The organism is Holdemania sp. 1001095H_141210_F2, assembly GCF_015558105.1.
Classification (GTDB): domain Bacteria; phylum Bacillota_I; class Bacilli_A; order Erysipelotrichales; family Erysipelotrichaceae; genus Holdemania.
Genome location: NZ_JADNPO010000013.1, coordinates 37,647 through 52,329, shown reverse-complemented (window position 1 = coordinate 52,329; position 14,683 = coordinate 37,647). Strand labels below are relative to the sequence as shown.

Here is a 14,683-nt window from a genome sequence, read left to right as displayed (position 1 = left end):
CGGATCGAACAAGAACCCGCAGCCGGACTTTACTGTCTTTTTCAACTCCTTTGGATCGGATGCCTGTTCGGTTATACCTGCGCTTCTTGCCTGCGCAAGGAAATGTATTGCATTGCCATAGTGGGTCTCTCTGCCGGTGCTGGCAAAACTTTCTCATGAAAAAAAGCCGCCGGACACGCCGGGCGGCTCATGGCTTATTCGACGGGAACCACCAGTCCGTTGTAATGCTCGCGGATATAGGCGCGGACTTCATCGCTGGTCAGAACGTCGATCAGAGCTTTTGTTTTATCGCTGTTTTCCTCGCCTTCGCGAACGGCGATAATATTTGCATACGTCTTCGCGCCTTCGGAATCAGCCTGTTCCGAGGTCAGAAGCAGATCGGTGATCTTGGCGTCCAGCGCATAGTTGCCGTTGACGATCGCAAAGTCCACGTCGTCTTTGGTCTGGGCTACCAGCGAAGCGTCTATCTCTACAATGCTGACGTTATACGGATTCTCAACGATATCCACCGGCGTCGCCTTTAAGCCCACGCCGTCTTTCAGCTTGATATAACCCAGGCTTTCCAACAGCTGCAACGCCCGCGCTTCATTGGTGCCATCGTTGGGCACGGCAAAGCTGCAGCCGCCCTGTTCGATCGCGGATAAGGCTTTTGACTTGCCGGCATAAATGCCTAACGGTTCAAAATGGATGCCCCCGGCCGTGACCAGATGCGTGCCGTGATCCTCATTGAACTGCTCCAGATAAGGATCATGCTGGAAATAATTCGCGTCCAGATCGCCCTGTTCCAGCGCGGTGTTCGGCGTAACATAATCCGAGAATTCCACGATTTTCAGCGTGTAGCCCTTTTCTTCCAAATACGGCTGGGCATATTCCAGGATTTCAGCGTGCGGGGAGGTCGAGGCCCCGATCGTGATCACAGTTTTTTCCGTTCCGGTTTGATCCTGCGGCGCGGCGGACGGCTGCGCAGCCGGTTTTGTGGAGCAGCCGGCGATCAATCCGGCGCAGGCCAACAGAACACTGACATGTTTTAACGTTGTTTTCATCTTCATTTTCTCCTTCTCATTTATAACAAAAGGCTCCCATCCTCGAAAAAGGACGGAAGCCTCCGTGTTACCACCTTTCTTTACCAAGCCATCGCTGACTCAGCCTCATCCGGTCGTTCTCTGTCCTGCAGGGAAGAACCGTGTTCGCGGTAACGGGCGAACCCGTCGGCCGCTCACCTGGACGTGTCCAGCTCACAGCCGCGGCTTGCAGATCATCTTTCCACGGACTTCCCTTCGGCCTTTCACCCTCTGCCGATCGCTTTTTCAGTTGGTTCCGCGGTACTCTTCTGCGCACTGCCTTTTTAATTGAATTTTAATTGGAATCTGATTTTACTGAAGTCGATTGCTTTATTTCCAAGCCGGAATCAGCGCGCCGTCATACTGATCGTTAATAATCTGAGCAACAGCGTCAGTCTGGAATAACTCGCAGATCTTCTTGTAAACCGCATCGTCCTTGTCCGCAGTACGCGCGGCGATGATGTTGATATACGGGTTATCCGAGCCTTCCTGAACCGATTCCATGAAGATCGAATCCTTGTTCGGGGACAGACCGGAGTCGATCGCGATTGTGCCGTTGATGAAGCCCGCGGTCACATCCGGCAGAATGCTTGGGATCGTATTCGCTTCAATTTCGATAATTTCGATGTTGACGTTGTATTTCGTAATGTCCGTGACGGACGGGGTATAACCCTTTTCCGGATCAACTTCGATAAAGCCCAGGCTTTCCAGCAGCTTGATCGCACGGCCGCCGTTGGTTACGTCGGAAGCGATCGCAATCTTATCGCCGTCTTTGATTTCGTCGATGCCGGCAATCTTCTTGGAATACAGGCTTAATGGTGCCAGCACCGTTTCACCAATCGCCGTCAGGTCGTAGCCGTTGGCTTCACAGTCCTTATCAAAGTAGGCGTAGTGCTGGAAGCTGTCGATGTCGATATCGCCGGCGGCCAAGGCTTTGTTGACCATCGCGTAATCGCTGAAGGTGACAAATTCGATTGTGACGTTGTCCTTCGCCATTTCATCAATGATTGGCTGCCAGTATTCGTTGTTTTCGCCGATGACGCCGACCTTGACGGTGCGGGCCTCAGAACCTTCCGGTGTCGTGTTGTTTTCTTTCGGTGCGGCGCTGCAGCCGGTTAAGACCAGCGCAGCCAGGATGCAGCAGAGTAGTTTTTTCATTTTCAGTTCCCCCTTAATGTGTTGTTTTCTTTATGATCACGTCGCCGATCGCCTGCGCGATCGTTACGAGAATCAAAATAATCAGGATCGTGACCCAGATGACGTCCGGTTCGCTGCGCTGATGTCCATAGCGGATCGCGAAATCGCCTAACCCGCCGGCGCCGACAACACCGGCCATCGCGGTCAGGCCGATCAGCGAGATGAACGTGATCGTGGTTGCCCGGACAATCGCAGGAATCGACTCTTTCAGATAGACCCGGAAGATGATTTGTAACGGCGAATCGCCCATCGCCTGCGCCGCTTCGATCAGGCCGCCGTCAACCTCCGCCAGCGCCAGTTCAATCTGGCGGGAGAAGAACGGCACCGTGCCGATGATCAGCGGGATGATCGCGCCTTTGACGCCGATGCCCGTGCCCATAATCGCCCGCGAGAGAAATAAGGTCGCCGGGACTAAGATGATAAACGGAATCGAACGCAGGATGTTGATAATTTTATCAAGAACCCAATAGACCGGATGACATTCCATGATGCCTTCCTTGCGGGTGACGATCAGCACGACGCCGAAGAACAGCCCGAGCACAAACGAGATCGATCCCGACCAGCCCATCATCTGGAAGGTTTCCAGTATGCTCTGGATCAGCTTGGGGATCTTCACCATCACGTTGGGAATTAATTGTTCCAGCATTTCAGCACCTCCACTTCAATGTTGTAATGCTTTAATTCAGCTTCCGCCTTGCGCATCGCGTCTTCGCTGCCCTCCAGCATGACGATCAGACTGCCCAGCGCGGCCTGCTGGATCACCTCGACGTTGCCGAACACAATGTTGCACACAACGTCGTATTTCTTGGACAGCTGCGAAATCAGCGCTTCCTTGGTTTCCTCAGCGCCATACGTCAGCTTCAATAACCGCTGGCCCTTATGCAGCCGCACGATTTCCGCACCGTTGTCGATCAGCTCGTAAATCTTGGTGATCGGATTGGTGGAATTGATGAAATCGATCGTCATCTGCGCTTTCGGATGCGAGAAGATATCCAGGATGTTGCCGGTTTCGACGACCTTGCCCAGCTCCATAACCGCAACGCGATTACAGATTTCCTTGATGACTGCCATTTCGTGCGTGATCAGGACGATCGTGATGCCCAGCTTCTGATTGACTTCCTTCAGCAGCTTGAGAATGCTGGAGGTTGTCTGCGGATCAAGCGCGCTGGTCGCCTCGTCGCACAGCAGCACTTTCGGATCGTTAGCCAGCGCCCGCGCGATCGCGACACGCTGCTTCTGTCCGCCGGACAGCTCCGAGGGGTAAGCGTTCAGCTTCTCGCTCAGCCCGACCAGTTCCAGCAGATCCTTGACCTTTTTGTCAATCTGGGCTTTAGTGAGCTTGCTTCCTTTTAACGGATAAGCGATATTCTGATAAACCGTACGCGAACGCATCAGATTGAAATGCTGGAAGATCATTCCGATCTTCTTGCGGATCTTGCGCAGCTCTGCTTCCTTCAGCTGGGTGATATCGACACCGTCGATCAGCACCTTGCCGGAGGTCGGCCGCTCCAGCAGGTTGATGCAGCGGACCAGCGTCGATTTCCCTGCGCCGGAAAATCCGATGATGCCGAAGATATCCCCGTCTTCGATTTTCAGGTTAACATCCTTGCACGCCTCAACGTTCAGGTCCTTCGTCGTAAAGGTTTTATTGACTCCGACCAGTTCTATCATGTTCCTCTTCCTTCCTTAAAATAAAAACTCCCGTCCCCAACAAGGACGAGAGTTGATTTCCCGTGTTACCACCTTAATTCGCAGTCCGCTTTCACGTTCTGCCTCTTCCGGTACGCGTTGAATAACGTTATACCGTATCACGTTAACGGGTGAATCCGTCATAGCCTAAGTTTCCCTCGGTATGCAGCTCCAAGACCATTTTCACAACGATTTTCACTGCCCTTTTTCAGCGCCCGGGCTCTCTGTCAAGTTTCCATCGGAGTTACTATTCTTTTCAAAGCCTTTGTTTATGTACCTGATTATAGTTCACTCTTTTTTCAGAGTCAACCCCTTTTTCAAAATTTCCCGCAAAAACGCCCTGATTTAAGCTTTATAGGCCTGCTCGTAAAGCTCCTGGAGAAGATGCATCTCCAGCGGAAATTCCTCGCGGTCATCCATGTCAAACTGAGTAATGCCTTCTTCCTTCGCAATCTTTCCGACCTGACGGTAACGGCCTTCCCAATCCTGCACTTTAATTTTTGGATCTTGTATCAAGTACTCCAGATACTCGCGGTTATCTTCCCACAAATTATAGCCTTTCCCGCTGATCAGCTCCGGCTCTGACAGAGGCTCACCCTCATTTATAACCTTGGTGACCACACAGTTAAAGCTCCAGCCTTCACCCAGATCATAGTCAATCTGGATCTTCGATTTTTCTTTGAGTTCCAGATGGCAAAGCGAAACCCGGCTGGAATCTTCATAATCCCCCAGCTCAAATTCAGATGGAGAATATTGTTTATTCTTCAACTTGAGCGTAAATAAATGTCCGCCCATTCCATGAAAGGCGGCGATCGCCGCACAGGCCAGCTCCGTTAAATTGAGAAGTGCCGGAAGGCGAACTTTGCGCCAGCTTTTTGTTCCCTCGAGCGTAATTTTAAATTCGATAACCTGCCTGCCGAATTGCTCATAATCGGGGAACGAGTTTAAAATATAGAAAAATTCCTCATCGGAAATCGACTCGTTTCTCATTACCAAGGATCTTAAAACGGCCTGCATATCCGCCTCGACCTGATCCGCATCCATCCCTAAGCCGATAAGCCGCTCTGTAAAGCTTTCAATTTCAGACGGGTACTTTGTCCGGATTTGAGCGGTTATCGCGCTGAGATGCTGTTCAATAAGTTGTTGGATCATATACTTTCTCCTTTTTTTAATATTCAGGCTCTTTTTACTTTAAGGTTAACACAGGCAATCAGAAAAATAATAGACCGGCGTTCTGATTCAGCAGTAGGTTATTGCCCCTCTATACAGGATTTGACCTCATGTGAGTGGAAACCCTCCGCTTTCTTCGTTAAGTCTCTCTTTGTTTCGCACTGCTGCCGGATGAACAGACTCACTGATAATCTTTATTGCAATTTGCTCCTCCGTGTAATCCGGATGTTGTGCTTTGATTTTCAGAATGGTTTGAATACATGCTTCTTCTTCCTCTAGAATATCCGCTATTTCAGCAGCTTGCATTCCTTTCTTCGCTTTTTTCAGTGTAATTGTAATAAGCTTCAACAGAGAACCTTGATCTTTACCTTGCTTTAAGGCCAGCTCCCGCGCCTGTTTCACAGCTCTTTCCCGTTCCTTGCGGATCTCTGAATTCCGCATCATTTCTCTGTCCAGCCGCTTTGTTTCCCACATGTACTCGATCGTGCTCATCGGAATCTCCATCATTTTCTCCACCGCCCTTCTGCATCCTTCATCCATCGCTATGATCTGTTGAATCCACGCCGCTTTGTCCGGATCGCCTGCAAATTTTAATACCACGCGCCACCGGTCCAACGGCGTTAAATCCTTGACTGGAATCCGCTGTAAGCGTTCCACTTCTGCTAATTCAATAATACTCACTTGAATGTGTTTTGTCAAGGTTCTTCCCGTTTTCTCACCGGCTAAATAAAACACATCGCTGCTCACATCCGGATCGTCAAAAAAGCAGAAATTCGTGATCATGATCACGCGCACTGGTTTCAGTTCCCGATAATCTTTTCCCTTTGTCTTCTGGCCGGAAAGCAGACGCGATAAATAGAAAACAATGCGGATTCCCTGCTCCTCGGGATTCCCGTTTTGCTGGATTTCCAGATCAAAATAAATCTCCTCGTTGATCACCCCGCAGATATCATAACGAATTGCTTTGTCGTCAGGATGTCCTGCTTTTTTCTCATTCGGCAACAACCGCACCTTTTTAAAATCAGGATCAATCGCATGGAAAAGACTCGTCAGACATATCAAATCCTCAGGATCACCGATCACAGTTTTAAAGACCCAGTCGTCCAACAAAGAAATCCTTCTCTTCTTTTGCTTCTTCCGTTCAAGTAGATTGATGGACATTCCCCCACCTCCTCTACAAGTTAATATTGCGGTAATTTCAAAAAAGCCTTCCTCTTTTTCATGAAAATTCAATTATTTTCGACAAAATCGCAAACTTATTTGTAACCATTTTCAAATTAAATTCCGAACACTGGAAATGGTCTTGCGAATCGACGAAGTAATTGAATCAGACATTCATTTCTTTTTGCTTTCAAACTTCTGATTATCCTTAACTTCACTTCAACGACTTTATTGAACCAAGAAAAGATAAGCATAAGCCCGAAAATCTTCAACATGTCTGACTTTATCCTGGCTGCGAAAAGATAAATTTGCCAACCCCTGAAAGCAAATGGGATTCAACAGAAAAAATCGACCCCGTCTTGAAGGGAATCGATTTCTTAACTATATTTTTCCTTTATTCTGTTAAACGCTTATCTTACTCGCATTACCGACTGTTTATTCGACTTTTAGATGAAAATATTCAAAAATCAGTTCCGGATTGGAATTCACGATCAGCGATGCTGGAAACTCCGCGGCGGCGCAGACTTCCTCACACCGCTGGAACCGGCCGATCGCGTCGCAGTAATGCGCGTCGCTGCCAAACAGGACCGGCACGCCGTGCTGCTTGCAATACCGCAGCATCCCAAGCATATTTTCCCGGCCGCCGACCCGCGAGCTTTTCGGATTCATCGAGGAATTGTTGACCTCGACTAACGTATGGGTCGCCTTGCATGCCAGAACGACCGCTTCCTGATCGATCGGATAGCGGGAATCGTCCGGATGGCCAAGAATCTTGACATAAGGATTCTGCACGGCATTGATCATCGCCTGCGTGTTTTCCGCTTCCGTATGCGCGGTGCCGAAGCATGGAACGTGCAGGGATGCGATCGCGTAATCAAGCATTTTCAGCGTGCTTTCGTCCAGATCGACATGTCCTTCAACATCCATCACATTCAGCTCCGCGCCTTTGAGCACGCGGATTCCCTGCACGAATTCCGGGACGACATGAAGGTTGCGGAAGTAGAACAGATGCGTAGAACCCGGCATCTTCGGCGTATGATCGCTGACGCCGTAAATCGTTAGACCGTGTTCCCTGGCTGCAGCGATGTTCTCGTTCAGCGTGCTGTACGCGTGTCCGCTGACGACGGTATGCGTATGCAGATCAAGGTAAATCATGCGTTTTCCTCCAGATACTGCAGGCTGATCTTACTGTTCAGTTCGCCGAAGAAACCGATCCGTTTGCCGCGCAGCGAAGTTGGCAGACCGCTGGACAACTGGCTGTCAAATTCCACCTGACCGTTTTCGTCCAGGACGACGACGCGGGCAATCCCATCAATTTTCAGCGTGTCAATCGGCGCGGCACCGATATACCAGTGAATCAGTGGATCGCGCAGCGTCATTTCCCGCACGTCCAACGGCGGCAGGTTCTCACAGAGAACATAGTGGTACTGACCGTTTTGAATCGAACCATCCGCCAGCCACAAAACGCTCGACATTTCGCGCGAATAATTGCCCGGAATCTCAATCGCCGGCACCGCCTCATAATCGTTGAGGATGCGCAGCGGATACGGGGCTAAAAGCAGGTCGTCGTAGCCCTTTTCCATCTGCACGGTAAAGGTCATCGGGACATTGCCCAGCGTGCGCTGCTGCAGATATTCGTTATCCATGATCCACGTCTTATCCGTCAGATTCTTCCAGCCGCTTACTTTACCGGACGGCTTGAGCTTCTGCAGAAAAACCTGGCGTTCAGCCTGTTCCGCCACGACGCTGCCCGGCATCTGATAAACAAGATACAGCTTTTCGCCCTGCGGCACAAACCCGATTCTTAAATCGGCCATGCCGAAGACCGACGTGCCGGGCTGTCCCGCAAACCAGCCGTGATCTTCCTGCAAGCCGGAAACTTCCAGCCGCCAGCCGCCCTTGGCTTCGCGAACCTCCAGCGTCAGATCGCCATGTTCAAAGCGTGCCCGCACGATCTGATCCTTATTGCCGTACAAACCAGTAATTTCCACCGGATGCACGACGGTTTTCAACGCCGGCAGCGGCGTCGCTTCAAACGCGCAGCCCTGAGCCTTGAGAATTTCATAAACCAGTGCCTGATTGAGCTTTGAAGCGCTGCCCTTATCCGTACACAGGACAACCGCGGCGCTCAGCTGACAATCCGGGATAATCAGGGAATGGGAGTTGAACCCGAACGTCGAGCCGGACTTGCACAGCGCCTGTTTGCCAAAGCCCTCAAACAGCCGCATCGACACGCAGTCCCAACCCAGACCATAACGTTCCGTGGTATTGTCCGCAACGATCAGCTCTTTCGGTTGTTGATCGCGATTCATTTCCGTCAGACCCGCTTCATCAACCAGTTTGCCTTCACGCAGCGCGTCTAAGAAACGGCATAAATCCGCGGCCGTGCTGTAAATCCCGCCGGAACCAATGCCGTTGACATATTCCTGCGGGAAGTCGAGACCAAACGGTGATTTCGCTTTGATGTATTTGCCATCCATGATTTCATGGATTGGGAAATCGGTATGCTCCATGCCTAACGGCTCGAGAATCTTCTCGTAAATATAGGAGGAATAGCTCTGCCCGCTGACCACCTCGACTAACAGCTCCGCCAGGGAAAACCCGTCGTTGCAGTAAACGCTGAACTTTCCCGGCTGATCCTTCAGCCGGCTCTGCGCCGCGTATTCAATTTCTTCCTTCAGGTGATTACGGTTGCGGGCGTTGGTGTATTTCCCCTTGAAGCAGTTGCCCGGCAGTCCGCTGCTGTGATTCAGCAGCATCCGGACCGTAATATTTTTATACCGGGCATCCGGCATCTTGAACATCGGCAGTTTTTTCACGATCGGCTCGTCAAGCGACAGCTTGCCTTCCTGCGCCAGCATCATCACGGCCGCCGTGGTGAACATCTTGCTGATGGAGCCGATTGAAAACATCGTTTTCTCCGTGATCTTCGCGCCCTTCGACGCCGTCCGGCCGCTGCGGTAATGATAAATTTCTGCTCCCTGCTGAAAGATCGCGACATCCATCGCACGGACCTGATGCTCGGTGAAAAAGGCTTCGCACAAAGCGTCCAGCTTTTGATTTTCCATTGAGTTCCTCCTCTTTTTCTATTTTCAGTATTCCTGCGCGGCAGCGCATCAATACAATAAAGTCTAAAGACCCATACATTATACTGGATTTACCCTTAAATCACAACCGGACGAAAGCGTTTCCGCGGCAATTTCAGGATGATTTTTCATCGCGTTGTGAGTATAATGAAAACCATGAGGTGAACGGAATGAAGGAATTTCAAATGTTTTTCTTTGACGTCGACGGAACGCTGCTGGATAATCGCAATCACCGGATTTCGCCGGCGGTCATGGAGGCGTTAACACGCTTGCAGAAAAATGGAAAAAAGATTGTGATCAGCTCGGGACGGGATGTGAATACAATCCTGATGATGCCGCAGCTGGCGGCGATTGCGTGGGACGGCTATATCTGCCGCAATGGCAGCGTCATTGCCGACGCACAGAAAACGGAGCTGTTCCGGGTTTTCTTTGATCAGGCAACGATGGCGGGGTTAGAAGCGGTCTCCGCGCAGCTCCGCTCACCGATCCAGTATATGGGTCATGACGACTGGCTGAATTGTCCGCCGACGCCGGATTTCATCGCGGCCTGCGAATTCTTTCACCGCGATCCGGCCGCGATCGACGTCCGGGCGACGCGGTCAGACGATCAGGCGACGATGGCGCTGGCCTTTGACGCAGCGGACAGCGATTATGCGGCTTACCGGACGATTCCCGGTTTGACGGTGTTGCCGACGCCGTTTCACTATGCCGATCTGGTTCTCCGGGGTATAGACAAGGGCGTCGGGATCACCCGGCTTTGCCAGCACTTCCATATTGATCCCCAGGCCACAATGGCGTTTGGCGATGGGATCAACGATCTGGAAATGCTGCAGGCGGCAGGAGTCGGCGTAGCGATGGGCCAGGGCCGGGAAGAAATTAAAGCGATTGCCGACTACGTCACCGATTCCGTCGAACAGGACGGCATCGTTACTGCGCTGCAAGCTTTCGGTCAGCTCTGAGCGGAAATTTTCGCTTTTCTTTGATTATTTTATTTGACTTAGTCAAATTTATGCTTATACTGAAGAAGTCAGGAGGTGTTTTATGTCCTATCCTTTCTCATATTTAATCTGCCAGCTGCGCCGGGAATATACGTCCACGCTGCAAACGCGGCTGGATGCCTTCGGGTTAACCGTAGGGTTGTTCCCTTATCTCATCTATCTTGAGCATACCGGCGCCTGTACGCCGTCCGCCATGGCCCGAAAGCTGCGTCAGGATAACGGCCACATCACCCGCTGTTTAGACAAGCTGGAAAAGCTCGGCTGTTTGATCCGCACGCGCAGCGCGCAGGACGGCCGGGCGTTCACCGTTTCGTTAACCGAAAAAGGCGAACAGATCTGCCAGGAAATCACTGTCGCCAACCAGCAATGGGAGCAGGGGGCGCTGGCCTGTCTTTCACCGGATCAAGCGAAACAGTTAACTGCGCTTTTAAGTCAGGTTGTCCTGAGCTTAAGGAGTGAAAAATGACGCACGCCTGCGTTAAGCCGATCACCATCGGCAAATGTGAACTGAAAAACCGGATCATCTTTGCCCCCACCACCCTGGGCTTAAAGCCGGAAGAAAAAGCCGCGAAGCTAAGCGCGATCGCTCAGGGCCAGACCGCCCTGATCATCCTGCCGGATATCCCGGTTCTCGGTTCCCAAAGTTTACAAAACCCCCGCACTTTCGCCGCTTACCGGCAGCTGATCAGCGAGCTGCATCAACAAGGCGCAAAAGTATCCGCCCAGCTGCATCTTTCAGACGCCAATTTCAAAGCGATGCTGAAATTAATTCCCGCGCTGCTGACACACAGACTCACCGCGGATCAGCTGCGTCAGAAACTGAACGACTCCGCCGCGGTCACGGTCAATCAAATGCGTGAAAAACGGATTCGCGAAATCCTTGCGGCTTTCGGTCTCAGCGCCCAGCAGGCTCAGGCCGCGGGCTTCGATATGATTCAGGTACACGGCGATCGTTTGATCGGCAGCTTCAGTTCGTCACTGATCAACAAGCGGACCGACGAATACGGCGGTTGTCTGGAAAATCGGATGTGGTTTGCTTTGGAAGCAGTGCGGCAGGTCCGGCAGCACTGCTCGCTGCCCATCGACTACAAGCTGGCCGTCCGGCAGATCAATCCGGATTATGGCAAAGCGGGCGTGCTGGAACAGGATCTGGATCCGGTCGTCGGCTGGCTGGAACAGGCAGGGGTCGATTGTTTCCACGTCACCCTGGCGAATCACGGCGCGCTGACCGACACGATTCCGCCCGCGAATCACCCGGCGTTTTCCGCAGAAGGTTGTTTTCTGAAATTTGCCGATCAAGTCAAAGCGCTGACCTGCAAACCAGTGATCGGCGTCGGGAATCTGCGCCATCCAGAATTCATCGACCAGGCGATCGAAAGCGGTCGGATCGACGCAGCCGCAATGAGCCGGCAGCTGATCGCTGATCCCGACTGGACCGCGAAACTGTTGGCTGGTCATCCGGAAACGATCCGGTATTGTGCCGGCTGCAATCAAAAATGTCTGCAAGGTTTGATGAGCCATCAGGGAATTCATTGTATTTATGATCAGAAAAGGAGTGATATCCAATGAAAATCGCAATCGTAGTTCAAAGTAATACCGGCAATACCCGTCAGCTGGCAGAAGCAATTCAATCCGCCCTGCCGGACGAAATGCTTATTTATTCCGGAGCGCCTGCGCCTGAAGCGCTGCAGGCAGACTTGATTTTTGTCGGTTCCTGGACAGACAAAGGCGTCTTCGCCAAGCCGGTCCTGGATTTTTTGGCCCAGTGTCATCAGAAGCAGCTGGCCTTGTTTGCGACCTGCGGCTTTGGCCAGTCGGACGAATATTTCCAGGCGATCCTGAAGCGAAGCGCCGATCAAGTTCCTGCCGACAACACGATCTTGGGCTGCTACGCCTGCCAGGGAAGAATGCCGGAAACCGTTAAACAGCGGTATTTGGCCTTGCAGGCAAAAGAGCCGGAGAATCCGCGCTGGGCTTCCCTGCTGGAGAACTTTGACGCCGCTTTATCGCATCCGGACAGCGCAAATCTTGAAGGTGGCCGGCAATTTGCCCAGCGTATTTTGACAGAACTCCAATAAACCGCAAACCTGAAATCAGCGAGGAAAGATAAACCTTCCCCCGCTGATTTTTATTTTGGACTGCCGCTTAGAATTCTCTTCCTTCCCGCTCGGCAAAAAACATATCGGTAATAAATTCCGGCGATTCCGCCCACAGCGCATTTTCCGTCGGCTGCAGCGTTTTGTACGTTTATGAACGGTAGAACTCCAGCATCGCGTCTTCAAAAGATAAATTGAGTTGTTCCTGAATGATATTCACAACGGCTCGGATCTGTAAACATACATTCATCGTTATGTCCTTTCCGTTAAACGTGTAAATAGCCTCCATCATAGACCTGTCTCCTTTCTAAAGTTAGACTTGTTAACCGAATTCTTTATTCTGTTATTTAATTATGCTTTCTTAGTTTGCAACCCATGCTGAAGCTTGATTATTTCTTCTTCATTCTCCTTCGTTAATTCGCTTATTTGATAAGAACGTATTCTTTCATTGACTAATACCGGAATAAGAAATCCGTGCTGAACAAGACCAGCAACTCTGTTGATAACCGTTTTATTGGTAACTCCTAATTTTTTTCCAAGTTCAATCGGAGTAAATTCTCTAATTCCATTTTCAAACAAATAACTAAGCAGCTCCTTCTCCCTTTTTTTCAAATAGGTCAAGCTCGAAACAACATTACTTTCCTTTGTTTTATATGACAAATCATAAACTTTCTTTGAGTAAAGCTCCATCATTCTTAAGAAATAAGTAAGCCAAATTTCTGGATGCGGCGGATTATTTCTGCCTGAATAATATAAAGCAGGCAACCCCATTTGCAGGGAATTGTAGTATTCTTCTGCATCATAAGCAAAATATTCTTCTAACGAACCAATCCCCTGAAATCCATATCCAAAATAATCGAGCAGATATCCAGAAATCAATCTTGCCGTTCGACCATTCCCATCTTCAAATGGATGAATTGTAACTAATTGATAATGGGCAATCGCCGCGATCAACAACGGATGATCATCAGTATGATCAAGATAGTCTACCAATTCATCAAGCAGTATCGGAACATCAATATACTCAGGCGGAATATAATCCGCGTTCCCGCTCAAAGAATCATAAACCGCAAATAAAACGCCTGCCGGCATGGGCCCCCGCAATCCTATTTTTTCTTTGGAAGCTCCCTTTTCCACGATCGCCTGAACTTCCAAAATCATTCTTTTTGTAACTTTTTCCTTTTTTTTCAACTTATTCTCTAAATATAAAAGTGCCAGATAATAATTTCTAACTTCCTGTTCTGGTTTTAGGAAATGCTTGTGAGGGCCGCTTTCCACTATTTTTCACTAAAATTACACTATTTTTCATTATTATCTTCTTGAAAATAGGATGAAAAAAAGCGGGATTTCCACTTTTCATTTCTTATGCACTAATTTATACGTCCAATTTTTTACCCTGTATTCTTAACCGCAATGATCAATCTTCGCCCATCCCCGCAGCTGCAAGCAGCGCTAACTGGACCTTGGGATCAGCGAAGCAATTCACAGAAGTTAACTCCACAGGAGGAACCGAAGAATCAATACATTCTCTCCAATAAGCCAGATGTACTTGATCAATCGGATGCGCAGAATCTTGGACATCCGTCCCCTCACCCTGCAGATCCACCCAGATCAAAGCCATTCCCTTCGCGTCTTCTTCCATGAAAATTGCTTCCAAAGCCATTTTTTCATCGCTCAGCGTTTCCTGAACCTCCGCCTGTCTTTGGTTCAATACAGCCATCCATTCGCGGGTCAGCTGCTCTTTCCCCGGGCGTACCGCATAGCGGGTCAATGTGAGTTTCATGATAAGATTTCCTTTAATAAATCAGATGTCAGGACTGAACAAGCGATGAATTGACCTGTTCGCATCAATTCGTCGATTTCGTTCACAGACGCCCAGCAGGCTTCTGTCACTTCTTCGCTTTGCAGAACAAGCTCGTAAATACTTCCATTGAACCGGACATGAAACAGGGAAATTTTCCGGCTTTGATGGAATACAATTCGTACAGAAAGACAAGTTTCAGAATTAACCAAAATTCCAAGTTCTTCCTTCAGCTCACGCTGTACTGCATCAAGACTGGATTCGTGAAATTTCACCATCCCGCCGGGGCATTCCCAGTGTCCCCCATCGCTTTTCCCAACTGCCCGGCGGGTGATCAAAACTTGATGCTGATCATTTTCAATCACTGCGACCACGCCCAGAAAGTATCCGTTTTTAAGCACCGCATCCCGCAAAACAGGATAAG

The 14,683-nt window shown here is 50.0% G+C and carries 16 protein-coding genes and 2 other annotated features; of the genes, 4 read left to right on the top strand and 12 right to left on the bottom strand.

The genetic code is table 11. The features are described from left to right. Nucleotides 1-194 precede the first annotated feature (194 nt). The 8 genes from I2G61_RS09575 to I2G61_RS09540 form a co-directional block, all read right to left on the bottom strand. Nucleotides 195-1,043: a MetQ/NlpA family ABC transporter substrate-binding protein gene (locus I2G61_RS09575; protein WP_229100732.1), complete on the bottom strand. Its 849-nt coding sequence runs from the start codon at nt 1,041-1,043 to the stop codon at nt 195-197. A gap of 45 nt (nt 1,044-1,088) precedes the next feature. After that, nucleotides 1,089-1,347, bottom strand: a binding site (T-box leader). A 44-nt stretch (nt 1,348-1,391) separates the two neighbouring features. Then, entirely contained in the window at nt 1,392-2,219 is an 828-nt protein-coding gene (locus I2G61_RS09570; RefSeq protein WP_006058988.1) for a MetQ/NlpA family ABC transporter substrate-binding protein, read from the bottom strand. A 13-nt stretch (nt 2,220-2,232) separates the two neighbouring features. Next, nucleotides 2,233-2,904, bottom strand: coding sequence for a methionine ABC transporter permease (locus tag I2G61_RS09565; RefSeq protein ID WP_072684215.1), 672 nt, complete (start codon nt 2,902-2,904; stop codon nt 2,233-2,235). Beyond that, entirely contained in the window at nt 2,889-3,929 is a 1,041-nt protein-coding gene (locus I2G61_RS09560) for a methionine ABC transporter ATP-binding protein (RefSeq protein WP_039864305.1), read from the bottom strand. The genes I2G61_RS09565 and I2G61_RS09560 overlap by 16 nt, the downstream gene beginning before the upstream one ends. Nucleotides 3,930-3,967: 38 nt before the next feature. Beyond that, nucleotides 3,968-4,216, bottom strand: a binding site (T-box leader). Nucleotides 4,217-4,292: 76 nt separating this feature from the next. Next, nucleotides 4,293-4,991, bottom strand: coding sequence for a hypothetical protein (locus tag I2G61_RS09555; protein WP_195548217.1), 699 nt, complete (start codon nt 4,989-4,991; stop codon nt 4,293-4,295). A 234-nt stretch (nt 4,992-5,225) separates the two neighbouring features. Continuing rightward, complete coding sequence (locus I2G61_RS09550) at nt 5,226-6,350, bottom strand: Rpn family recombination-promoting nuclease/putative transposase (RefSeq protein WP_139248597.1); 1,125 nt, start codon at nt 6,348-6,350, stop codon at nt 5,226-5,228. A gap of 363 nt (nt 6,351-6,713) precedes the next feature. Beyond that, the gene (locus I2G61_RS09545; RefSeq protein ID WP_072684212.1) at nt 6,714-7,433 is read right to left on the bottom strand and encodes a phosphatase; all 720 of its coding nucleotides are present in this window, start codon (nt 7,431-7,433) and stop codon (nt 6,714-6,716) included. Continuing rightward, the gene (locus tag I2G61_RS09540) at nt 7,430-9,346 is read right to left on the bottom strand and encodes a serine hydrolase (RefSeq protein ID WP_072684211.1); all 1,917 of its coding nucleotides are present in this window, start codon (nt 9,344-9,346) and stop codon (nt 7,430-7,432) included. Before I2G61_RS09540 ends, I2G61_RS09545 begins: the two co-directional genes overlap by 4 nt. A 188-nt stretch (nt 9,347-9,534) precedes the next feature. On the opposite strand from I2G61_RS09540, the gene I2G61_RS09535 reads away from it, so the two are divergent. The 4 genes from I2G61_RS09535 (at nt 9,535) to bilS (ending at nt 12,440) form a co-directional block, all read left to right on the top strand. Next, nucleotides 9,535-10,323: an HAD family hydrolase gene (locus I2G61_RS09535; RefSeq protein WP_072684210.1), complete on the top strand. Its 789-nt coding sequence runs from the start codon at nt 9,535-9,537 to the stop codon at nt 10,321-10,323. An 82-nt stretch (nt 10,324-10,405) separates the two neighbouring features. Further along, nucleotides 10,406-10,828 carry a bilirubin utilization transcriptional regulator BilQ gene (gene bilQ, locus I2G61_RS09530; RefSeq protein ID WP_072684209.1) on the top strand — a complete coding sequence of 141 codons (423 nt, stop codon included), beginning with the start codon at nt 10,406-10,408 and terminating at the stop codon, nt 10,826-10,828. Then, entirely contained in the window at nt 10,825-11,931 is a 1,107-nt protein-coding gene (gene bilR, locus I2G61_RS09525; protein WP_072684208.1) for a bilirubin reductase, read from the top strand. The genes bilQ and bilR overlap by 4 nt, the downstream gene beginning before the upstream one ends. Next, entirely contained in the window at nt 11,928-12,440 is a 513-nt protein-coding gene (gene bilS, locus I2G61_RS09520) for a flavodoxin family protein BilS (protein WP_072684207.1), read from the top strand. The genes bilR and bilS overlap by 4 nt, the downstream gene beginning before the upstream one ends. 169 nt (nt 12,441-12,609) lie before the next feature. Here bilS and I2G61_RS16480 read toward each other — a convergent pair whose 3' ends face one another. The 4 genes from I2G61_RS16480 to I2G61_RS09500 all read right to left on the bottom strand — a co-directional run bounded on the left by I2G61_RS16480 (nt 12,610) and on the right by I2G61_RS09500 (nt 14,633). Beyond that, nucleotides 12,610-12,750: a hypothetical protein gene (locus I2G61_RS16480; RefSeq protein WP_229100731.1), complete on the bottom strand. Its 141-nt coding sequence runs from the start codon at nt 12,748-12,750 to the stop codon at nt 12,610-12,612. 59 nt (nt 12,751-12,809) lie between these two features. Beyond that, nucleotides 12,810-13,649: a Fic family protein gene (locus tag I2G61_RS09510; RefSeq protein WP_200798777.1), complete on the bottom strand. Its 840-nt coding sequence runs from the start codon at nt 13,647-13,649 to the stop codon at nt 12,810-12,812. 226 nt (nt 13,650-13,875) lie between these two features. After that, nucleotides 13,876-14,241 carry a DUF6176 family protein gene (locus I2G61_RS09505; RefSeq protein WP_072684206.1) on the bottom strand — a complete coding sequence of 122 codons (366 nt, stop codon included), beginning with the start codon at nt 14,239-14,241 and terminating at the stop codon, nt 13,876-13,878. Continuing rightward, the gene (locus tag I2G61_RS09500) at nt 14,238-14,633 is read right to left on the bottom strand and encodes an NUDIX domain-containing protein (protein WP_295770195.1); all 396 of its coding nucleotides are present in this window, start codon (nt 14,631-14,633) and stop codon (nt 14,238-14,240) included. The genes I2G61_RS09505 and I2G61_RS09500 overlap by 4 nt, the downstream gene beginning before the upstream one ends. Nucleotides 14,634-14,683 lie beyond the last annotated feature (50 nt).